At 35.1% G+C, this 21,156-nt stretch carries 21 protein-coding genes; 7 read left to right on the top strand and 14 right to left on the bottom strand.

Translation table 11 applies throughout. The features are described 5' to 3' along the window. Nucleotides 1-155 precede the first annotated feature (155 nt). A complete protein-coding gene (locus tag LU301_RS02700) occupies nt 156-2,048 on the bottom strand; it encodes an ATP-binding cassette domain-containing protein (protein ID WP_305272283.1) in 1,893 nt (630 codons plus the stop codon). Between the two features lie 35 nt (nt 2,049-2,083). On the opposite strand from LU301_RS02700, the gene LU301_RS02695 reads away from it, so the two are divergent. Together LU301_RS02695 and LU301_RS02690 are read left to right on the top strand one after the other, a co-directional pair. Next, nucleotides 2,084-2,338, top strand: a complete 255-nt coding sequence (locus tag LU301_RS02695) for a SlyX family protein (RefSeq protein ID WP_305272281.1) — start codon at nt 2,084-2,086, stop codon at nt 2,336-2,338. 148 nt (nt 2,339-2,486) lie between these two features. Next, the gene (locus tag LU301_RS02690; RefSeq protein WP_305272279.1) at nt 2,487-2,909 is read left to right on the top strand and encodes an FKBP-type peptidyl-prolyl cis-trans isomerase; all 423 of its coding nucleotides are present in this window, start codon (nt 2,487-2,489) and stop codon (nt 2,907-2,909) included. Between the two features lie 58 nt (nt 2,910-2,967). On the opposite strand, the gene LU301_RS02685 is transcribed toward LU301_RS02690, so the two are convergent. Next, a complete protein-coding gene (locus LU301_RS02685) occupies nt 2,968-4,086 on the bottom strand; it encodes an SMI1/KNR4 family protein (protein WP_305272277.1) in 1,119 nt (372 codons plus the stop codon). 163 nt (nt 4,087-4,249) lie between these two features. Between LU301_RS02685 and vapB the strand changes: the two genes are divergently transcribed. After that, nucleotides 4,250-4,486, top strand: a complete 237-nt coding sequence (gene vapB / locus LU301_RS02680) for a type II toxin-antitoxin system VapB family antitoxin (protein ID WP_305272275.1) — start codon at nt 4,250-4,252, stop codon at nt 4,484-4,486. Between the two features lie 38 nt (nt 4,487-4,524). Further along, the gene (gene vapC, locus LU301_RS02675) at nt 4,525-4,884 is read left to right on the top strand and encodes a tRNA(fMet)-specific endonuclease VapC (protein WP_432525669.1); all 360 of its coding nucleotides are present in this window, start codon (nt 4,525-4,527) and stop codon (nt 4,882-4,884) included. 29 nt (nt 4,885-4,913) lie between these two features. Here vapC and LU301_RS02670 read toward each other — a convergent pair whose 3' ends face one another. Continuing rightward, the gene (locus tag LU301_RS02670; protein ID WP_305272271.1) at nt 4,914-6,932 is read right to left on the bottom strand and encodes a M3 family metallopeptidase; all 2,019 of its coding nucleotides are present in this window, start codon (nt 6,930-6,932) and stop codon (nt 4,914-4,916) included. Nucleotides 6,933-7,055: 123 nt separating this feature from the next. Between LU301_RS02670 and LU301_RS02665 the strand changes: the two genes are divergently transcribed. Further along, a complete protein-coding gene (locus LU301_RS02665; RefSeq protein ID WP_305272269.1) occupies nt 7,056-7,592 on the top strand; it encodes a hypothetical protein in 537 nt (178 codons plus the stop codon). 37 nt (nt 7,593-7,629) lie between these two features. Here LU301_RS02665 and LU301_RS02660 read toward each other — a convergent pair whose 3' ends face one another. From LU301_RS02660 to LU301_RS02650, 3 genes are all read right to left on the bottom strand, one after another. Beyond that, nucleotides 7,630-8,676, bottom strand: coding sequence for an SEL1-like repeat protein (locus LU301_RS02660; protein WP_305272267.1), 1,047 nt, complete (start codon nt 8,674-8,676; stop codon nt 7,630-7,632). 80 nt (nt 8,677-8,756) lie between these two features. Beyond that, nucleotides 8,757-11,048, bottom strand: coding sequence for a RelA/SpoT family protein (locus LU301_RS02655; protein WP_305272265.1), 2,292 nt, complete (start codon nt 11,046-11,048; stop codon nt 8,757-8,759). Nucleotides 11,049-11,172: 124 nt separating this feature from the next. Further along, nucleotides 11,173-11,370, bottom strand: a complete 198-nt coding sequence (locus tag LU301_RS02650; RefSeq protein WP_305272264.1) for a hypothetical protein — start codon at nt 11,368-11,370, stop codon at nt 11,173-11,175. A 324-nt stretch (nt 11,371-11,694) separates the two neighbouring features. Here LU301_RS02650 and LU301_RS02645 point away from each other — a divergent pair, with 324 nt between their 5' ends. Both LU301_RS02645 and LU301_RS02640 read left to right on the top strand, forming a co-directional pair. Further along, nucleotides 11,695-11,940, top strand: a complete 246-nt coding sequence (locus tag LU301_RS02645; RefSeq protein ID WP_305272262.1) for a hypothetical protein — start codon at nt 11,695-11,697, stop codon at nt 11,938-11,940. Continuing rightward, nucleotides 11,937-12,302 carry a hypothetical protein gene (locus LU301_RS02640; RefSeq protein ID WP_305272259.1) on the top strand — a complete coding sequence of 122 codons (366 nt, stop codon included), beginning with the start codon at nt 11,937-11,939 and terminating at the stop codon, nt 12,300-12,302. The genes LU301_RS02645 and LU301_RS02640 overlap by 4 nt, the downstream gene beginning before the upstream one ends. Before the next feature lie 18 nt (nt 12,303-12,320). Here LU301_RS02640 and rlmD read toward each other — a convergent pair whose 3' ends face one another. From rlmD to LU301_RS02600, 8 genes are all read right to left on the bottom strand, one after another. Continuing rightward, nucleotides 12,321-13,691, bottom strand: coding sequence for a 23S rRNA (uracil(1939)-C(5))-methyltransferase RlmD (rlmD, locus tag LU301_RS02635; RefSeq protein ID WP_305272257.1), 1,371 nt, complete (start codon nt 13,689-13,691; stop codon nt 12,321-12,323). Between the two features lie 15 nt (nt 13,692-13,706). After that, complete coding sequence (locus tag LU301_RS02630) at nt 13,707-14,513, bottom strand: 3'-5' exonuclease (RefSeq protein ID WP_305272255.1); 807 nt, start codon at nt 14,511-14,513, stop codon at nt 13,707-13,709. 29 nt (nt 14,514-14,542) lie between these two features. Beyond that, a complete protein-coding gene (locus LU301_RS02625; RefSeq protein ID WP_305272253.1) occupies nt 14,543-15,025 on the bottom strand; it encodes a hypothetical protein in 483 nt (160 codons plus the stop codon). Beyond that, on the bottom strand, nt 15,025-15,945 hold the full coding sequence (cysM, locus tag LU301_RS02620) for a cysteine synthase CysM (protein WP_305272252.1): 921 nt from the start codon (nt 15,943-15,945) through the stop codon (nt 15,025-15,027). Before cysM ends, LU301_RS02625 begins: the two co-directional genes overlap by 1 nt. A gap of 81 nt (nt 15,946-16,026) precedes the next feature. Then, nucleotides 16,027-16,875 carry an MlaA family lipoprotein gene (locus LU301_RS02615; RefSeq protein ID WP_305272251.1) on the bottom strand — a complete coding sequence of 283 codons (849 nt, stop codon included), beginning with the start codon at nt 16,873-16,875 and terminating at the stop codon, nt 16,027-16,029. Between the two features lie 171 nt (nt 16,876-17,046). After that, complete coding sequence (locus LU301_RS02610; protein ID WP_305272249.1) at nt 17,047-19,473, bottom strand: TonB-dependent receptor; 2,427 nt, start codon at nt 19,471-19,473, stop codon at nt 17,047-17,049. Between the two features lie 244 nt (nt 19,474-19,717). Further along, complete coding sequence (locus LU301_RS02605) at nt 19,718-19,861, bottom strand: hypothetical protein (protein ID WP_305272248.1); 144 nt, start codon at nt 19,859-19,861, stop codon at nt 19,718-19,720. 11 nt (nt 19,862-19,872) lie between these two features. Beyond that, nucleotides 19,873-20,853, bottom strand: a complete 981-nt coding sequence (locus LU301_RS02600; RefSeq protein WP_305272246.1) for a hypothetical protein — start codon at nt 20,851-20,853, stop codon at nt 19,873-19,875. Nucleotides 20,854-21,156 lie beyond the last annotated feature (303 nt).

Below are 21,156 nucleotides of genomic sequence, written 5' to 3'. Positions count from 1 at the left end.
GATTAATAGATATTCCCTAAATTTTGTAAATATAATCTAAGTCATTTTTTCCAATGATGATAATTTGATTTTATTATGGTATTTTAAATTATACAAATGGAATTAAAAAGGGTTAAATCTATTTAACCCTCATAAAAAAACTTAGATTATCAAAACTAACCTTCCAATTCTGTCCAACGTTCCAATTTTTCAAGCAATAACATTTCAATGTCTGCTAAACGTTCACTGGCTTGTGTTGCACCTTGCATATCGGTATTAAACCACGAGCCATCAGCCAGTTTTTCGCTTAATTCAGCTTGTTCTTGCTCAAGTTGTTCAATTTCTTTAGGCAATAATTCTAACTCTCGTTGTTCTTTATAACTGAGTTTCTTTTTACTCGTTTCAGCTTTTGTTTCAGTTTTAATCTCTGTTTTTGTTTCAACTTTTTTACTTTCTTTTGCTCTGTCAATCGTTTTTTCTACTGGACGTTGATTTAAATAATCTTGATAACCACCAATATATTCAGCTATATTGCCCTTTCCATCAAATACCCAAGTTGATGTAACGACATTATCCATAAAGGCACGGTCATGGCTAATCAATAATAATGTGCCTTGATATTGTGATAATAATTCTTCCAATAATTCAAGTGTAACCATATCTAAATCATTGGTTGGCTCGTCCATGACCAACAAGTTTGATGGTTTTAATAATAATTTTGCCAATAAAATACGGTTACGTTCACCACCAGATAAAGCTTTTACAGGCGTTCTAGCACGTTCTGGTGCAAATAAAAACTCTTGCAAATAACCTAAAATATGTCGGCGTTGTCCGTTAATATCCACATAATCAGACCCTTCTGCGACATTATCTGCGACTGATTTTTCTAAATCCAGTTGATGGCGGAGTTGGTCAAAATAAGCCACTTCAAGTTGTGTTCCTGTTTTGACAGTACCACGATGTTCAATTTCACCCAAAATCGCTTTGATTAATGTGGTTTTACCCACTCCATTATCGCCAACTAAGCCGATACGGTCTCCACGCAACACGACTGTTGAGAAATCTTTAATTAAGGCTTTGCCATCATAATCTACACCGAGATGTTCAATTTCAAACACTAATTTGCCTGAGCGTTGAGCATCTTGTAAAGTCAAGTTTGCTTTGCCTTGTTGGAAACGCCGTACTTTGCTTTCTTCTCGCAAGGCTTTTAAGGCACGCACTCGCCCTTCGTTGCGTGTTCTACGTGCTTTGATGCCTTGACGTATCCATGCTTCTTCTTCAGCTAATTTTTTATCAAATAAAGCATTTTGTTTTTCTTCAGCTTCGAGTTGTTGGGCTTTGAGTTCAAGATAACGACTATAATTTCCCTCAAAACTGCGTAATTGCCCACGGTCTAATTCGACAATGCGTGTGGATAATTTATCAACAAAAGTTCTATCATGTGAAATAAATAATAACGTTAAATTGTGTTGTTCTAATAAAAAATTCTCAAGCCATTCAATACTTTCCACATCTAAATGGTTGGTCGGTTCATCAAGCAATAAAATATCTGGTTGGCTCAATAACGCTCTTGCCAATAGCACTCGGCGTTTACGTCCACCTGATAAATCGGCTAAATCTGCATTGGGGTCTAAGCCCATTTTACTTAACATGAGATTGACTTGATTGTCTAATGCCCAGCCATCTAATTGGTCAAGTTGATGCTGAATATCGCCTAATTTATCGCAAGCATTGCTATCGCCTGCCATACATTGGTGGTTAAGTTGATGATATTGTTGTAATATTTTTGCTACTTCGCCTGCACCTTCTGCCACGATGTCGGCAACACGTCCGCAATCCATCGGTACATCTTGAGCAAGCATGGCAATGCGTAAACCATTTTGTAAAATGACTTCGCCTGCATCAGCATTGATTTCTCCTGCAATCAATTTGAGTAAGGTTGATTTACCTTCGCCGTTGCGACCAATTAAGCAGACACGCTCCCCACGTTCAAGGCTAAAGTTGGCGTTATCTAAAAGTGCAGGGCCACCAAAGGCAAGTTGTATATTTTTTAGGGTCAAATATGCCATAATATTACTCAAATTGTTGAAATCAGGAAAAAATGATGTCTTCACAAACCAACATTCTAACACAAAATCAAGCGATACAGTTACAGCAACTGATTGATGATTTACAAATGAAAGTCGCTTTTTTAGATGATACAGTTGAGCAACTTAATCAAAAAATTGCCGAGCAAGACCAAGAAATCATGGATTTAAATCACAAAATGCAAATGCTCTATCAACGTGTGGAGCAAGCTGATTTATCCGAAGGTATTGCACCTTTTGACCCAATGTTAAATATTCCACCGCATTATTGATACGATAATTTACAATAATTCCTTATTTACCATATGATTTTATCTATACTATAGTCATCAAATTTTGTATATTAACTGTTGTATGATTTACATATCATCATATACTTAATTAGGACTCAATGTTTATTCATGTAGTAGATTAATGTTTATGAATACCTATTTATCCGCCAGTTTGCTCTTATGTAGTTTATTTTTTGCTAGTAATAGTATTGCACAAACCGTAAACACCAATATCATACCACCATCGACCGTACAACAAACTGCTTCTGGTCTAAACTATAAAGTATTACGAGCAGGACATGGAATATCTCCTAAACACCGTGATGAAGTCGAAATTCTATTTAGTTCTTACAATGCTAAAGGAGAATTAAACGAAGGTACATTGAATGGTGTACCTGTTATTTTACCCATTTCAGAAATGTTTTCAGGTTTACAAGAAGGTTTAATGCTTATGCAAGTAGGTGGTATTTACGAGTTATATATCCCTGCTCATCTTGGTTATCGTGAAGAAGGTAAAGTGAACAAACAAGCTTCAACTTATCGTATCGAACTATTAAGCATTAATCCTTAATATTAAATTAAACACGACATCATCATGGTAAATATATCATGGTGATGTCGTACGGTACTTATTCATCACTCTCTTTAAAACGTTCAAATTTAGTGCTATCAATATGATAAATATCTTTATCTTTAACTAAATGTTCACCATTTTTCAATGTCCAACAATTTTCTTCTACACTATATGTAAAATAAGGATTTACGGTAACAATGCTAGTGATTGGATTTTCAATCAGCTGACGTAATGACCACGCACACCATGTAACACGGTAATATTCCAAATCTATATGTGGTGTAATTTCAATCATTTGTCCAAGTGAACCATTTTCAGTTTGTGGGTCTAAATCCATACACATTAAACTATTATTTTCACCTTTAAACATTGGCAACCATTTTGCATTAAATAACACATTTTTAACTTCTTCAATATCATCAAATTCGTAAGCATTTAACTGTATATCTTGCCAATTTTGACCAAAGTTATCCTGTAAATATGCCATAAATTGCTGTTGTGTTGGAATAATTTGTTCCAATGGAATCAGATGAACCAAACTATTACTATCAATAAATTTTGCCCCATCAACCTGACCATTGAATGTACGATACCATTGTTTAAAACTTTCTGGCACTTCAAAACCAAGTTGTTGTTCAAAATCAGCGAGTTGCTCATCGCTAACACCTGCTTGGAATGTGTCTAATAATGACACGGATTTTGCTTTCAGTACATTTAGCAAATGATTTAATTCATATTCTACACCGCCACGACCACCTTCACGATATTCATTGATACTCACATTATTTTCTATCGCTAAATCAATCATCTGCAGTAATTCTTTGGTTGCCACCCCCACTTCGCCTAACGCTTCAACTTTACGTAAATGTTTTTGGGCATTGAGCAAATCATTCATATAAAAATAAGTGTAACCGATACGATAATTCCAAGTTCCCGTATCGCCCAATTCATCTTCAACCGATTTAAACAATGTCAAAGCTGTTTCTAAATAATGGCGATTATTCTCTTCATCATCAGCCTGCCAAAACATATTATTATACGCTCGACCTAAAGCTGAAATCACATTCGCTGTATGATAACGTGGTGTTAATTGTTCAACATAATCAATAATTTGCTGAAATTCATTATGGTCATGAAATTGCTCTAATTGAGCTAGAATATCTGCTTCAGTCATGATTTTTATCCTATTTACATTTGCAATCTCTGTATTCTAGCATAAAATATCGATAAATAAATCAGCAAAATTAAAGTTTGTAAAATGGGAATAAGATTGACAACACTTATTTTTTATCGTTATGATATACTTTAAGTATATACTCACTATATAGGAGTAAAATATGATTGTTGCAAGTATATTTAAAACCAATCAAAGCCAAGCTGTACGCTTACCTAAAGCTGTTGCCTTTCCTGCAACGGTCAAACAAGTCGATGTCAAAGTTGTTGGTAATACACGAATTTTATCACCTGTCGGTTCTACTTGGGATTATTTTTTTGATAATATTGAAGTCCCTGAAGATTTTATGAACGAACGTAATCAGCCAATGCCACAGGAAAGAGAGGAAATTTTCCCATGATTACTTATATGTTGGATACAAACATTTGTATTTATACAATGAAAAATAAACCCCAACAAGTACGCGAAAAGTTTAATCTTTGCCAACACCAATTATGTATGAGCAGTGTTGTTTTAATGGAATTAGCAGTTGGTGCAGAAAAATCCATGTACCGAGAAAAAGCATTTAGAGCTTTAGAAGTATTTGCTGATAGCCTTATGATTTTGGAATATGACATACACGCGGGTTATCATACCGCTAATATTAAAGCGACACTTGAAAAACAAGGTACACCGATTGGTGCCTACGATGCTATGATTGCAGGACACGCTCGAAGTTTGGGCTTAATTGTGGTAACCAATAATGAACGAGAATTTAAACGCGTAGATGGCTTAAGAGTAGAAAATTGGGCGATATAAAATCAAGAGGTGATTTCTCACCCCTACAATTATTTCCACCCTTGATGACGCAATAACGCATCAATATTTGGTTCACGCCCACGGAAGTTTTTAAATGCGGTGAGTGCATCAACCTGCCCGCCCACAGCTAAAATACAATCACGGAATTGTTTACCTGTTTCACGATTAAAAATCCCTTCCTGTTCAAAACGGGCAAAGGCATCACTAGCTAACACTTCCGCCCATTTATATGAATAATAACCGCACGCATAACCACCTGCAAAAATATGACTAAAACTATGTTGGAAACGGTTATAATCAACCATTGGTGTTACACTAATTTCACAGCGAATGCGATTTAGCTCATCTTGAATACCTTGAGCTGACAAAGCAGGCACTGTACAATGAATATTCAAATCAAATAAGGCAAATTCTAATTGACGCAAGGTCTGCAAGCCTGTTTGGAAATGACGAGCATTCAATAAAGCCTGTAAAATATCTTGTGGTAAAGGCTGTTTAGTCTCAATATGCTCACTCAATAATGCCAAACTTTCGTTATCCCACGCCCAAAACTCCATAAATTGACTTGGTAATTCCACAGCGTCCCACGCCACACCATGCGTTCCTGCCACATTAATATTATCTACTTCGGTCAATAAATGATGTAAACCATGCCCAAACTCATGGAATAAAGTAATCACTTCATCATGCGTTAATAATGCAGGTTGTTCGCCAATTGGCGGATTAAAATTACCAACCATAAAGCAAATTGGCTTTTGTAATTGCCCTAAAATCACCGCACGAGAACGGAATCCGCTCATCCACGCCCCGCCACGTTTCCCTTGACGAGCATATAAATCGAAATAAAAACCACCTAAAACTTCATCATTTTGCAATAATTCAAAATATTGAGCATCATCATGCCAAACTGATGTTGATTTTTCGACAATCTGTACACCGTATATTTTTTCAACAATCGCAAATAAACCTGATAATACTTTTGGCAATGGAAAATATGGTTTTAATGCTTCTTGCGATAAATTAAACTGTTTTTGCTTTAATTTTTCTGATAGATAAGTTAAATCCCATGCTTTTAACTCATCAATGCCATATTGTTGTGCAAGCTCTTGTAATTGTGCAATATCTTGTTCAGCAGGTTGGCGAGCGTGTTGGGCTAAATCGATTAAAAATTGACGAACGGTATCCACATCTTTTGCCATTTTACTAGCTAAAGAATATTCACCATAATGTTTAAAACCGACTAATTCCGCCATTTCTTGACGTAATGCTAAAATTTCCTGCATGATGTCAGTATTATCAAATGCTGAATCACCCAATTCTGATGCACGAGTTACATAGGCTTGATATAACTGCTCTCGCAATTTACGGTCATCAGCATAGGTCATCACCGCCAAATACGCTGGAAAATCCAACGTTGCCACAGGGCGAGTTTCACCTTTTTGCTGTCCATATTGTTGTAATAAGGCGATACTACTGTCTGGTAAACCTGCTAATTGAGCATCATCAAGCACTTGATAATAGGCTTGTGTCGCATCAAGCACATGATTAGAAAAATCTGATGAGAGTTGTGATAAACGGCTAGAAATCTCTGCAAAGCGTTGTTTTTTATCCGTTGCTAAATCCACGCCTGACAATTTAAAATCACGCAATGCCAATTCAACCGCTCGTTGTTGTGCTGGATTTAAGGTAGCAAATTGAGCATCATCAAATAATTGTTGATAATTTTGATAGAGAACTTCATGTTGTCCAATTTGTGTATAATAATTACTCAAGTTCGGCAAGATGGCTTGATAAATCGCACGAGTATCATCATTACTCATCACCGCATTTAAATGCGATAAAATGCCCCAACTTTCGCTCATTTGCTGTTCTAATTCGTCCATTTTTTGTAAAATGGCAAGTTTATCGGCAAAATCTTGCGGTACAGCCACAATATTGCTTAAAAACTGCTGACCGTTAGCAATATGCTGTTCAATCTGCTGTTGTAATTGGCTTAAATCAATCGCTTGAAAATTCGGTGTTGGTAAAGTTGCAGGAGAAAGGCTCATTTAAATTATCCTAGTCATTTCATTCACTTCTTTATAAGGGTTTTAAAGCCTAAAATCAAGTTGATGATGGATTATTTTTATGGAATAATGTGATGATTGTTAATTTATTTTTCGTTTAGCATCATGGTTTTAAGATGGCTTAAAAATTTTGTGATTGCCATTGCTTTAATCATTCGGCAAATTTTGATTTTTTTGCTGATTCGGTTAATCTCTACCTTGATTTTAGGGTTTATTTTACAACCCAAGCCTGAAACTGTAACAAATCCATCTGACTTTAAAATTTGTATTTTACAGCAACAACAACCTGAACTGATTGAATTAAAATCCTATCAACAACAAACACTTTGTCAGCAAAAACTTGAATTTTCTGATGGTGGTGAAAATTTTTATGGTTTTAAACCTGTTGATGATGGTTTTAAATTAACGCATAATGGCGATGATTTTAATACCCCCATTATTTATCATTATCACATTCAACAAAATCATCATGGCAATATCATTCAACCGATTTCCATCACCAAAGGCGGTTTATTAGCCTATATGTTGGCGATGATGATTTGTTTTATTTTAACACCGATTATTTGGTATATCATTGAACGACTTTATAAAAAATATCGTTCAATCAAAGCAAACCAAGCTACATCATCTCAAGTAGAATAACAAAAATCTTATTAGCATGTTTTTCTAACGATTAAATTTAAGGCAACTCCAAACGATACGACACCTTGCCTTGTCCTTCATCTTGAATGGTTACTTTAAAATCCACAGGGGTCATTTTGTGCCAATTTTGCCATTTGTCCCAGCCCTTAAATAAACGGGGGCTGTATTTGGTGGCGTCTACAAGCTGGGGAACTTTTTGATAATATTTATTGTATAAGGCTTGATTGGGAGCAATCCCCAAGTTGGCATTGCCCCCTTGTTTTAAAATGATTGCCAAACTCATCATCGCCCATTCATCTTCGGCATTGGCGGCAGCCCGTAATAACTGACCTGCCAATTTTGGGTCAATGATGACCTTACTCTCATCTTCGCCCAATTCAGCAAAGCCATTTCGCTCTTGCTGTCGCCACAAGTTTGCTAGCTTAAATTGGGCTTGCGGATAGCCTTCTTTGGCTAGGGCAATCAATTCATCACTATACATACCGCCATAACCTACTGCATCAAAATAGGATACATATTTTTCTTGTCGGCTGTGCGGTTTGTCATAGATGATATAATCTAATGTCAAATAAGGCGTTTTTTGCTCATCATAATGCACTTGCCCATAAAAAGTGGCTTTATCATTGTCGTGTTGGGAAGGAAATTTGGTAAGTTTGGCATTCAAATTGGCAAGCCCACATTGATAAGTCAAATCAGGCAAAACATTGATGGCTTGTGTGTCATTTTTGATATAAATCTGCTCACCATTTTTAATCAAATTGCCATACACCGCCACTTTGGTCGTGTCAGGTAATTTCCCCACCTTATCAATTGGCGTGCGTGGCAAGGCTTGATAGTCGGCACTCAGTGGTGAAATGTTGTGCATGGTGTTGTAATACGACCCCATATTGGTGGTGAGATGATGCGGGGTCTTTTTGCAGGTCTTGTTGAATTTTGCATTGTCATATAATGCTTTTGGTAGCATTAATGCACTCACTGCTAATATCGCAGGAGCAACAATCACCGCATTGCCTGTATTGGCGGACGCAATGTTTGAATGAAGTAAAGCGGTTAGGCTTAAGGCGATTAGGGAGAGTTTTTTCATCAATAATCCTTAAAATCAAATATTTATTAACTTACCTGTATTGGTAAGATTAATTCATTACACAAATACAATTGATGATATTACACACTCGCATTTTGTACCAAACGTCTCGCACTAATAATACCAGGTTGTTGTTCCAAACGTGCCAATAGTTTAGATAATTGTGCTAACCCTTTGACTTCTATCAATAATTTCATATTAGCAATACCATCAGCTTCGGAAATCGTATTTACTTGACGAATATTAATATGGTCAGAGAAAATCACTTGTGTTAAATCTTTTAACAAACCACGTCTATCATAAGCTTCAATTTCAATTTGTACACTTTGCCCACGAGCAGGTTGCATTTGCCAATTTGCTTCCACCATACGTGCAGGCTCTTGCGAAATCATGCGTAAATAATCACTACAACCAATTTTGTGAATACTCACACCACGATGTTGGGTAATATAACCGCCGATACTTTCACCATGCACAGGCTGGCAACATTTGGCAATGTATAATTCCACATTATCCAAGCCATCAATTAAAATACCATAATCTGACAATGTTTGACTCGCTTTGGGGTCAAGCATTGGCTGTAATACGAGTTCTGGCTCATCATCATTGGCGTGCATTTGTTTATTAATTTGATTTAATAAAGCATGAATACCAATATCACCATTCACTAAGCCAACTAAAATATCTTCGCCAGTTTTTACATTAAAATGGTTACAATAATCATTTAAATCAATACTTTTAGGGTGAATCGCCAAACGTGCCAATTCTTTATTGAGCATTTCACGCCCAGTTTCTAAATTATGGCTACGGTCTTGTTGTCTGAACCAATGACGTAATTTTTCTTTTGCACGGTCAGTTTTAAGATAACCTAAAGAATTTATTAACCAATCACGATTCGGCGTGCGGTCTTTTTTGGTTAAAATTTCAACTTGTTCGCCTGTTTTTAAGGTATAAGTTAATGGCACATAACGTTGATTTACTCGTGCTGCATAGCAATGATTACCCACTTCAGTATGTAAATAATAAGCAAAATCTAATACCGTTGCATCTCGTGGTAACTCTTTAATATCACCATCTCGGCTAAACACATAAATTTTTTCAAAATTTTCAAAATCTTGTACAGGTTGAAATTGACTATCTTCACTATCCGTATTGAGATTGCTGTCATTGCGTTCCTGATAAAGTTCAAGTACCGCACGCAAAGAGTGCAAACGATTATTAAACGATTGGTCAGTATTTTTTGCCCCTTCTTTATAATTAAAATGCGAACATACGCCTAATTCCGCTTCTTGGTGCATTTCTCTAGTACGAATTTGAATTTCCAACGATTTTTGCTCAGCAATCACCGCCGTATGCAAGGAACGATAACCATTGGGTTTAGGATTGGTGATATAATCATCAAATTGATGTGGAATATGTCGCCATAAGGTATGGACAATGCCAAGTGCATGATAACATTCAGGAATTGTATCTACTAAAATGCGTAATGCTCGAATATCGTATAATTGTTCAAAGCTTAAATTTTTGCTTTTCATTTTACGATAGATGGAGTAAATATGCTTCACTCGCCCCGTAACTTCAGCATTAATATTATATTCTGCTAAACTATTGCGTACCGCATCTTGTACATCTTGGATATACTGTTCACGTTCTAGGCGTTTTTCATTGAGCAAGCCTGCAATTTCCTTATATTGTTCAGGTGCTAAAAAACGGAACGCTAAATCTTCCAATTCCCATTTCAATTGGGCAATGCCCAAACGATGAGCAAGTGGTGCATAAATCGTCAAAATTTCACGAGCCACACGCTCTTGACGTTCTCGTGAGGATTGAGCCAATTCTCGTAAAGTATAGGTTCGGTCAGCCAGTTTAATCAGTACCACCCTGACATCTTCCGTAACCGAAATCAGCATTTTATAAATGCCTGTTAAATGCTCACGTTGATTGTTATTAAAATGGTCTTCCAAACGTTTATTCTTTTCAATTAAATCAGACAACCGCCCCATTGCAAGTGTGCCTTTCATCAGCCCTGCAATCGCATCGCCAAATTGCTGTTGAATATCTTCAAGCGATACCAAGCCCGAACGCACACTACGATAAAGCATTGCTGTAGCTAAAGTTTCTTCATCAACATTTAAATGTTCTAAAATATCTGCCATTTCAATACCCATAATAAAGATATTGATGTCGCTGTCCTGTTGTTGCTGTAGTTTTTGTAAAATATAGCGTCCGACTTGTTCTAATTGATGTAATGGTCTGCCATCTTCCCGTACTTTTTCTAACCAAAATAATAATATTTCCAATGAATGTTGTTCAAGCATTTCATCAGATAAATCAGCCAATTGAGCAGGTAATTGTTCACGAACGGTTACCATAATATCTCCCTAAAAGTAGGATATTTTTAATTGGCAATTATACTCTATTTTTTATGAAAATAATATGACTATACAAATTGGGGGAACATAAATTTGTGGGAGCATATCCGCCATTTATTCAGCATTATTGTTCATTTTTGATTTTTTGCTCAATTTTGGTCAGCATGATGTGCCAACTAATCACAAAAATCAAAGAAAATATTACACCGCTAATGACCGTTTTCCAATAATGCAATGGTTCAAATAAAAGATATTGCACACCAATCCACACAAAAAATATTAAGAAAAATTGAGCAATCATAGGATAAAATTTATTCATCATCATTTCACCACGATTTTGATATATTTGCTTAATATTATAAATAATAATCATTCTTGTCAATAAAGAATTTATTCATCTCCTATGCTAGATACTTTCTCAAACAACACCATACTTTCTACATAGGTAAAATGACTAAGCATATTTTTAGATAGAATGAATCTTATTCAGTCATATTTACACTATTCAACATTAAAAATCGTGTTAAATTGATTTTATTTCTGTTATCATTCAAGAAACAACTGCAAAAACTAATGAACTTTTTTCAAGCATTCACATTTTATGGTTTAATGTTGAGTGATACACATTTGCTTAGGAAAATAATATATGTTGATTGAGCTTGCAACATTACCACCAACTGTACAGCAACAAATTTTACAGATTAAAGCTGATGAAGTTGTACATATTGTAGATAATGGTAAGGTCGTTAAACAACTGACCCAATCTACACATGACAATTTTACTTTTGATATGGAACGTATTCAACAATCTATTGATAGTGGTCGAGTCACTGTACCGCAGTTTAATTCTTTTGAAGAGTTTGATGCTTGGCTACACAGAGATGATGTATGATTGTTGAATTTACGCCACGTTTTAAACAATATTTACGTAACTTCCCTGAAACAGATAGACAAAAAATTTCAGCTTTTGTCACTCATGTACAGCAATATGGACTTACAGGATTAAAAGGGCGTAATAAAAATTCAGACAATGTGCCTACAAATGACCCTAATTGGTCAGAGCGTGTAGCTTATGCACAAAAATACCAACTATGGCATTATCACATTGGTATTCCTAATTATGAATTATCAGAAAGAGGTGATTATGTAAGTGAATATATTTTGCATTACATCAGAGAAGAACAACGAATTATCATTGTAGATATGTCTCCACACCCACCTTTTCAACTTCCCGATATAGATTATTTAAAATAAGATAAGAAAATCAAACTTTTATCCCAAAATATCAATTTTTTCAAACAACGCCATACTTTCCACATGAGCGGTGTGGCTAAACATATCCATAATACCTGCCTTGCTCAAACGATAACCACTTTCTAATAAGACTTGACTATCTCGAGCTAAAGTTGCAGGGTTACACGACACATAGACTATCCGTTTTGCCTGAAAATTCGCCAAATACACCATCATTTCCCACGCTCCTGTGCGTGGTGGGTCAATTAAAATCGCATCAAAACCTTGCTTTGCCCAATTTTGTTTTGAGCAATCTTGACTTAAGTCTTGGGCATAAAATTGGGTATTATGTAATTGATTTTGTTTGGCATTCGCCTTAGCACGTTGAACCATTGCTGAACTGCCTTCCACACCAACCACTAAACCATTCTGCCCTACAACTTGAGCCATTGGCAAGGAAAAATTACCCAAACCACAAAATAAATCCAGCACTCGCTCGCCTTGTTGTAAATTTAATAAATGCAAGGCTTGCTCTATCATCTGTTGATTGACACTATGATTGACTTGAGTAAAATCGCTCATGGCAAAATTAAACTGTATTCCATTGATTTTATAGATTAAATCAGCCGTATTTTTAGCATTTGAACCATCATCAATCCGATAAATATCATTACGGCGAGCGGGTTGCAGATACAATTTCCATTGCTGTTGTTGGCAAAAATCGATTAAAATTTGTTTATCTTTTTTACTTAATGATGCCGTTTCTCGAATTAACAAGCCAATATTTTGAGCAATATCATCATCGCCCATCGCCAATTCAATATGTCCAATATCCGCTTTGCCATGCAGTTGGCTTAAACACTGTTTTAATGCTTTAAGTTTTTGATTTAATTGATTATCTAAGATTGGGCAAGATTCTATATCAACCAAATGATTGGACTGATTAGCACGAAAACCAAACAAAAACTGTTGTTTTTTGGCTAAATATCGTACACCAATTCTCGTCCGTCTGCGATAATCCTGCTGTTGTGAACGAATTGGTTGTAACCATTCATCGGGTTGAACCTGTGCCAAATGCTGAAAATGCGATGCCAATACTTGTTGTTTATGTTCAATTTGTGCATTTAAATCAAGATGTTGCAAATTACAACCACCACATTGCATATAATATCGACAAAATGGCTCAACTCGCTGTGGAGACGGCTCACCCACAAGGCGAATCATATCCGCTTCTTCCCAACGTTTCAGCTCATTCGTTAGGCGAATTTCTACCGTTTCATTAGGCAAAGCATAACGCACAAATACTTTTTTACCGTGCTTTTCAGTTGAGTGATGTTCATCATGATAATGGGCAATGCCACGCCCTTCATGGGATAAACTTTCTATATTAAAAATCAATGGATTAGTCATGATTATCTGTGCCATTTAAGGGAAAAATCGCTGACTAAACACATTTTTTTGTGCATAATGTTGCCAACGTTCGATAAAATTTTGACAATGTGCTTGCTCCTGTAAATACGCCAACGTTTCATGCACCATATTATCATGCGATTCGCCATCAAGCTGTCCTTTTAACAACGACCAACGCAGATAAATTAACCAAGTATTTAACACATCACTTTCACAATATTGTCTTACGATTGACCAATTTTGCTGTTTAATTGCCCCATTTAAATCTAATTCAGGCTTGCCCGCCAAACCAAAAAAATGAGCCATATCATCAAGTTTGGCAAAATGTTTTTGATGAAACATCGCCAATTGGTCCATTAAATCAATATGTTGATGATGATAACGATTGACATAATTTTGATAGCGTTTTTGGCTAAACAGCTCACCATTATCCCACAAATAAGCTGATGATAAACCATGCAACATCGAACGAATCATCAACACAGGCAAATCAAATTGCGAACCATTCCAAGTCACAATGCGTGGGCTATATTGTTGATATTTTTGAAAAACTTTAAAAAATTTTTGAATAATTTCCGTTTCACTATATTGTTCTTGCGTCCACGAAAAGAGTTTAATATCCCCCTCATTAAACCAAAAACCAGAAATACAGACAATTTCATGTAATGCCAAACGTTGAAACTCTTGCCCAGTCTCTTGACGGCGTAATTTAATTAACGCCTGTTCACTATCTTCATCATTCAACTCAAAATCATATAAAATACGTCCTGAATGAATATCAATTTTTGTTTCAATATCAAAGACTAAGATAGGATTATACATGGGTAATATTCTCAAAATGTCATGACAATTTATTTAAATTGACATTTGGCTTTATTTTCAGTTTGATAATCAAACCGATATTTTTGCACACCGTCAGGCGTTTCTTTCGATAAAATCACATATTTCTTAGGTTTTAATTTAACCAAATGTAACTGCGTTAAAAAAGGCTGATAATCACGATAACCAGAAGAAATATAAAAATCAGCCATCACGCCATTATCATTTTCAGGCACACCAACAATGCGATGTAAGGGGTTCTCTGCATTATGACAATCATATTTCCATTCACGATAAAAATAATAACCCTTGTTATGACTATGTTCGCCTAATTCAAACACAATCGAACGATGTGTTGTTGGGTCATCATAGACCCAAAAACCATTGGCTAAACGATTTGCCAATGGTTGTCGTTCGATATTGACTAATTGTGTACCAACACCTGATTTTGCATAGCTGATTTGACTACATAATAGACCGCAAAATAACGCACAACACAACAAGTTTAAACGCATTACACGTCCCCATCATCTACCGAAAATAATCCTGTCGATAAATAACGATCGCCACGGTCGCAAATAATACAGACAATAACCGCATTTGGATTTTGTTCAGCAATTTTTAAACTTGCCCACACCGCTCCCCCTGATGATACACCTGCACTGATACCTTCTTGACGAGCCAACTGACGCATAGTTTTTTCCGCTTCAAGTTGTGGAATATCAATGATTTTATCCACACGACTGGCATCAAAAATAGTTGGTAAATATTCAGTCGGCCAACGGCGAATCCCTGCAATACTCGCCCCATCGCTTGGTTGTAAACCTACAATTTCAATATTTGGATTTTGTTCTTTTAAATATTTTGATACCCCCATAATCGTGCCAGTCGTTCCCATCGCACTAACAAAATGAGTAATTTTGCCTTGGGTTTGTTGCCAAATTTCTGGACCTGTGGTCAAATAATGTGCTTCAGGATTATCCATATTGGCAAATTGGTTTAATACTAAACCTTTGCCTTCGGCTTGCATTTGCAAGGCTAAATCTCTCGCCCCTTCCATGCCTTGAGCTTTAGGCACTTCTATCAATTCTGCACCATAAGCACGCATAGCATCTTTACGTTCTTGGCTCATATTATCAGGCATGATTAAGGTCATTTTATAACCACGCATCGCCGCTACCATCGCCAATGCAATGCCCGTATTGCCACTGGTCGCTTCAATTAAAGTATCACCCTGCTTGATTTGTCCACGACGCTCCGCCTGCATAATCATGTGATATGCTGGTCTATCTTTCACCGAACCTGCTGGATTATTACCTTCAAGTTTAAATAAAACAGTCGCTTGCGTACGATTAGCAAGACGTTGTGCTTTCACAAGTGGCGTTTTACCAACAAAATGGTCAAGTGTAAATTGTTCTGTTAAAAAGGGCGACATAAAAAACTCTAATATTATCAAATATCTAATATAAAATAATCATCGCTTTCATGAATTATAAAAGCGATGTTATTGTGCTACTTATTCAGTTGGTACAGATAATTCATCTGGTAAAACTTCATCAGACAATTCCACATCTTCATTAATCACTTCAATATCATCAGCAAAGACGTGTTCTTGCGTTACACCTTGCAGTTCAGCAATATCAAATGCTTTACGCTCTAAATAAACATCACGAATCGCAGCATATTTATCTTCTGGTAACATTTGTTCAATACTTAACAAACCTGCACGTTTATCCACACCTGTTAAAGTTGTCATGCTTATTGTTGCTTTATCATTATGTAAATAACTCTGTGGTTGAGCTTGTCTGTCAATCGCCATACCTACTGCATCACGCATAGTACTTGGACCTAACACAGGTAACATCAAATAAGGCCCTGTATTTACACCATAATAACCTAACGTTGTACCAAAACTTTCTTCTTGTTGCGTTAAACCAATACGACTTGCAGGGTCAGCAAACCCTAAACTAGTTAAAGTATTAACCGTAAAACGTCCTAAAGTCTTAGTTGCTCGTACAGGTTTTCCTTGAATAAGCTGATTGACTGCATTCCAAGGTTCACCTAAATTTTTACGAAATGAATGATATGAACCACGAACTTCTTCTGGAACTTTTTCTTGATATTGGACTGCAACAGGTTTCGCAATATATTTATCCAAAGTTTCATTAAAAGTAAAAATCTTACGATTCATCGGTTCAAATGGATCTTTTACCGTAGCAGGCTGTTGTGCTCGTGCATCAACCGTAAAATTTTTGATGGTTAAATAACGTACAGGCTTAGTTATTTGAGATTCATTTGATGGAGCTTGTGCAAATACTGCACTACTCGTTAAAAATGCAAGGCTTAGAATAGTAGCACGTTTCATAGCGTTTAAATTTTTATCAATTAAAATAATACTATTATTATAACGTATTTTGTGTATGAATATACTATCCAATATGATAAATTCATCATAGCTCACAAAATTTGATATATACTTTCATAAAAAAAGGTGGACTATTACATCCACCTTTTTACTATGTAATCATTGCAACGCTTAAAATTTCCAATTCACACCTAAACTAAAGTTACGTCCCATTTGTGGAATATATGGTAAATATGTTTCATGTGCATACACTTTTTGGTCAAGTAAGTTATTCGCTTTAAAGAATACATCATATTCACTAGGAACAAACCGCCCTTGATAATTTAAACCCATATTTAACATATCATAACCGTTAGTTTTACTCTCAAATTTAGAAAGTTTATTTTGGTCAAAAGTACGTATAAATTCTACATTACCTGACCAATTTTCATCAAAATTCGCTTTAATCCGTGTACCTAAACGCATTGGGGGTAAACGTGGGGTATAACGATCTGCTTGAGATTTATAAGATGTCGGCTCACCTGTTAGCCAATGTGTTTCGTCTACCACATCTGGTAAATCTTTTAAGCGACCACGCACATAATCACCAAAAAATGAGACATAATATACTGGTGTGAACTGATAGCCAATCTGTGCTTCTACCCCATAAAAACGAGCTTTAGATTGTTCATAACGATTAATGCGTAATAAACGATTATCTTTATCTACTGAAAAGGTATTAGAATTTTCATTTAATGCAAATAAATAAATATAATTATCAAAATCATAAAGATAGCTTGATAATTTATAATCCAATTTATCACCTTGATAACCTAAACCAAGTTCAAAATTATTGGATTTTTCTTTACGCAAATGAATATTGCCCATTTCAAAAGAATTTGTTGCTAAATGCATACCATGAGCATACAGCTCTTGTGCATTAGGTACACGTTCTTGATGAGATAAATTTAAAGATAATGTATAATTAGGTTTAAATTGCCAATGTGTACTCAACGCATAAGAATAAGCATTCTCTTTATGCGGTTTTAACTTGACAACAGTTTGTTGAATTTTATCTTGAATGGCTTCGTTACGACAACTATAACTTGTCCCACATTTTCTATCAATAATATCACTGATAGCCTCAACATCATAATCCATACTTACTTTCTGTTGTTCTGCACGTCCAGATAATTCAAACGTAAAATTATTCCATTTCAATTGTTCTAGCCCAAATAGGCTAATATTCTTGGTTTCATTATTATTTAAGAGAGGTTGTTTATCAACAGGTTCATATCTTTTTTTCCAGACATTATAATGGAACTTAGGTTTTTCAGTTGCACTATTTTTAGAATTTAAATATTGTATTCCCCAAACACCCTGTAATTCTCCAATAGGTTGATGAGCAAATTCTAAACGTGCTGATGTACCTTTATTTTTAAAGAAACTATTTGCCTCACTTCCTTCCTTCTCATCATGTTTATAATCAGTACGAGCAAGGTGTAAGCGTGTTTTTGCTATACCTTTAACAGGCTCTAACCATTCACCACGAATTTCATAACGTTTCGATTTTAAATCAATCCATGCTGATTCATGTTCATGCTCATCATCATGGCTATGTCCTGCATGAGTATGGCTATCTTCACAATGATGGACTTTGGCATTTTCCCAATTAATATGGGTATCTTTGCTTACTAAATGTGGATAAATCGCCAAATACGGTTCATCTCGAAAACCTCGTGGCATAATCACACTCACTTGGCACTGTTCATAAGCATGACTATGTGCAGGTAAGCCATATTTTTCACGGCGTTCAGTTAAAGAAGCTCCTAAATAGCCATGTTTACCTAACCATGATAATCCAACTGTTCCCACTTTACCTTTAGCCCAACTTTCAGGTAAATAATTTAATTTTTGATACGTTGTTTCTATCTCTCCATGTTCAAATTCATGTATCGGATGTAAATGATTTGGTGTTTTATAATTCCCCACATCACGATTTAGACCTTCTAAACGTACAGCAAAATTTTTACCTAAACCAATTGTTGTACCTAATGTAGTCAATTTTTCATTACTATTGGTATTAAAACGAAACCCAGCTTCTGCTTCAAAACCATGATTTGGTAATGCACTTGGAATTTTATTGTCAATAACATTGACAACACCTGCGGCATTACCCGAGCTATAAAGTAAAGTAGTTGCTCCACGAACTAATTCTACTTGTTTAGCTAAGTGAGTATCCACACTAATTGCATGGTCTGGCGACATATTTGCCATATCAACCACATCTGCATTATTAGCAAGTACCTTAATACGTTTCCCTTCTTGCCCACGAATAATCGGAGCAGATGCCCCACCACCAAATTGGTTAGAATGAATGCCTAATTCTCCACTTAAGGCATCACCCAAAGTTGTTGCACTTTGTTTCAACTCTTTAGCTTGAATGGTTTGGTCGCTCACATTAGGACGTTTACCCAATAAGTTTGTTTCGCTACTTTCTTGTTCTGCTGTTACTTCAATCGTTGGTAGTACTTGGGTTGTATCTGCCCAAATCATCGAACTTGCACCTAACGATAGCAACGCTAAAACAATTTTTGCTTTCTTTAACACGTTTAACATACAAAATCCTAATACATTCTACAAAAATGTAATGTTATTTTATAACAATATCAATATCAAAAACAATGGACGAAACATTATTATGCCATCACAATAAATTAAATAGATTATTTAAATAAAAAATAGTTTTTCAAATCAATTAATTATAATTATATAAAAAGTAAGTTGAGCAATATTATTTTACAAGATAAACCATGTCGATGAAAATTTTAATTTAATTACACCCACTTATTAGTATATTTCTCTAAAAAATACAAGAAGCAACTTCATTAAGTGTCACATTTCCATCATTTGGTTCTCCTCCAACTGTTCTACTTATAACGGAACTTCGAATATTTTCTAAAAAGTAAGCAATAATACCACCATGTTGTTCAATTTGATTACTCATAATACTGCCCTCTAAAAATATGTTTTAATTAAACGCAACCATTCAAAAAATAATTGCAAGCCAAATACAACACCAATATACATAAAATTCCAACCAAAAGCATCAACCCAACCCTGATTTTTTATTACAATAGGTAAAATTATTGTATTTGAAGCTATATCACCTGATAACATAAAAAAAATAAAAACCAGTAATAAACCAAACATCATTAAAGCAGATGTCCAAATAAATCCCCAAACACTAGAGTTAGCACGGTTAATTAAATGATTTATTCCAAGCCAATTCAGTACTTTTGATACTACAATAGATAAAGCAACTAAAATGGGGAAACTAGCTATGAATTTTAAAAATACAAAAAGCATTGCGGATTTACCAAGCTCCGAATTTAAAAATACATCCTTATCTTGATAGTATTGATATAGGAAATCGTTACTCTTTAGAATTACAGAAAAAGAAAAAAAATCCCCACCTGTTGATATTGATACCAGTTCTGTATGTTCTAATACCCATTCTATAACCGATACTACCCAATCAGGTTGCCATATAAGTCTCATTTCTTTAACCCATGCCGAAATAAAAAATAATTCCAATAACAAATACGCTCCTAAAAACAACATTGCATAGCGTTGCTTGTTAGTCGGCAGAGTATGACCTTGCTCTTTTATCAAATCCCAAACAATTTCTTTTTCACCATCAGTTAAGTTTTCTGCTATTTCTTTTTCTAGGTTTTTTAAGTACTTTTCATATTTATTAGTCTCATACGTATTACAAAATATAGTTAAACTAACTGTCATTAATACACATACTACTAAATACCAAATAAAATTAAAAAAAAGATTTTGTAATTGGCTATATCCATTGATTTCAAAACCTAAACTAAAGAAACCTACGATTATCCAAAAAGCAACAATCAAGGTATAATAAAAAATATGGACTTCATAAAGACGGTTTGAAACAAGCCAGTCTTTTATCGTATCAGAATGTTTAGACATAGGTATTTCTTTTATAAAACGTTAAATTTTCAAATAAAGTGATTTAAATTGATAGTAATGCTCACTATCATACTGATATAACCATTCTTGATTAGACATAACTCATCTCCTAAAAACTAAATTTATTTATTCTAAAGCACTAAATCCATAAAAACAAGTGTTATTCTACAAATTAAGTTTAAAAAATAATTAAAAAACAAACTGAGATTTTAAATACTTTATTACTTGAACTTATCTACATACATCCAATCAAACACCCCAAATGTTAGCGCTTTCCTATAAAAATATCTAACTTTGGGGTGC

Origin of the sequence: Moraxella sp. ZY210820 (assembly GCF_030674635.1) — a bacterium.
In the GTDB taxonomy this organism is placed as follows: domain Bacteria; phylum Pseudomonadota; class Gammaproteobacteria; order Pseudomonadales; family Moraxellaceae; genus Acinetobacter.
The sequence above is the reverse complement of the archived record's forward strand: the minus strand, read 5'-3'. Positions and strand labels throughout refer to the sequence as shown.

Excerpts from the sequence above, each read along its gene's own strand:
- LU301_RS02670 (WP_305272271.1), bottom strand. The coding sequence starts at position 6,932 with ATGAGCCTTTCTCCTGCAACTTTACCAACACCGAATTTTCAAGCGATT.
- LU301_RS02690 (WP_305272279.1), top strand. The coding sequence starts at position 2,487 with ATGAATACCTATTTATCCGCCAGTTTGCTCTTATGTAGTTTATTTTTT.
- LU301_RS02610 (WP_305272249.1), bottom strand. The coding sequence starts at position 19,473 with ATGTTAAACGTGTTAAAGAAAGCAAAAATTGTTTTAGCGTTGCTATCG.
- LU301_RS02600 (WP_305272246.1), bottom strand. The coding sequence starts at position 20,853 with ATGTCTAAACATTCTGATACGATAAAAGACTGGCTTGTTTCAAACCGT.
- rlmD (WP_305272257.1), bottom strand. The coding sequence starts at position 13,691 with ATGACTAATCCATTGATTTTTAATATAGAAAGTTTATCCCATGAAGGG.
- vapC (WP_432525669.1), top strand. The coding sequence starts at position 4,525 with ATGAAAAATAAACCCCAACAAGTACGCGAAAAGTTTAATCTTTGCCAA.
- LU301_RS02695 (WP_305272281.1), top strand. The coding sequence starts at position 2,084 with ATGTCTTCACAAACCAACATTCTAACACAAAATCAAGCGATACAGTTA.
- LU301_RS02655 (WP_305272265.1), bottom strand. The coding sequence starts at position 11,048 with ATGGTAACCGTTCGTGAACAATTACCTGCTCAATTGGCTGATTTATCT.
- LU301_RS02700 (WP_305272283.1), bottom strand. The coding sequence starts at position 2,048 with ATGGCATATTTGACCCTAAAAAATATACAACTTGCCTTTGGTGGCCCT.
- LU301_RS02685 (WP_305272277.1), bottom strand. The coding sequence starts at position 4,086 with ATGACTGAAGCAGATATTCTAGCTCAATTAGAGCAATTTCATGACCAT.
- LU301_RS02650 (WP_305272264.1), bottom strand. The coding sequence starts at position 11,370 with ATGATGAATAAATTTTATCCTATGATTGCTCAATTTTTCTTAATATTT.
- cysM (WP_305272252.1), bottom strand. The coding sequence starts at position 15,945 with ATGTCGCCCTTTTTAACAGAACAATTTACACTTGACCATTTTGTTGGT.
- LU301_RS02630 (WP_305272255.1), bottom strand. The coding sequence starts at position 14,513 with ATGTATAATCCTATCTTAGTCTTTGATATTGAAACAAAAATTGATATT.
- LU301_RS02625 (WP_305272253.1), bottom strand. The coding sequence starts at position 15,025 with ATGCGTTTAAACTTGTTGTGTTGTGCGTTATTTTGCGGTCTATTATGT.
- LU301_RS02615 (WP_305272251.1), bottom strand. The coding sequence starts at position 16,875 with ATGAAACGTGCTACTATTCTAAGCCTTGCATTTTTAACGAGTAGTGCA.
- LU301_RS02660 (WP_305272267.1), bottom strand. The coding sequence starts at position 8,676 with ATGAAAAAACTCTCCCTAATCGCCTTAAGCCTAACCGCTTTACTTCAT.
- LU301_RS02605 (WP_305272248.1), bottom strand. The coding sequence starts at position 19,861 with ATGAGTAATCAAATTGAACAACATGGTGGTATTATTGCTTACTTTTTA.
- vapB (WP_305272275.1), top strand. The coding sequence starts at position 4,250 with ATGATTGTTGCAAGTATATTTAAAACCAATCAAAGCCAAGCTGTACGC.
- LU301_RS02665 (WP_305272269.1), top strand. The coding sequence starts at position 7,056 with ATGGTTTTAAGATGGCTTAAAAATTTTGTGATTGCCATTGCTTTAATC.
- LU301_RS02640 (WP_305272259.1), top strand. The coding sequence starts at position 11,937 with ATGATTGTTGAATTTACGCCACGTTTTAAACAATATTTACGTAACTTC.
- LU301_RS02645 (WP_305272262.1), top strand. The coding sequence starts at position 11,695 with ATGTTGATTGAGCTTGCAACATTACCACCAACTGTACAGCAACAAATT.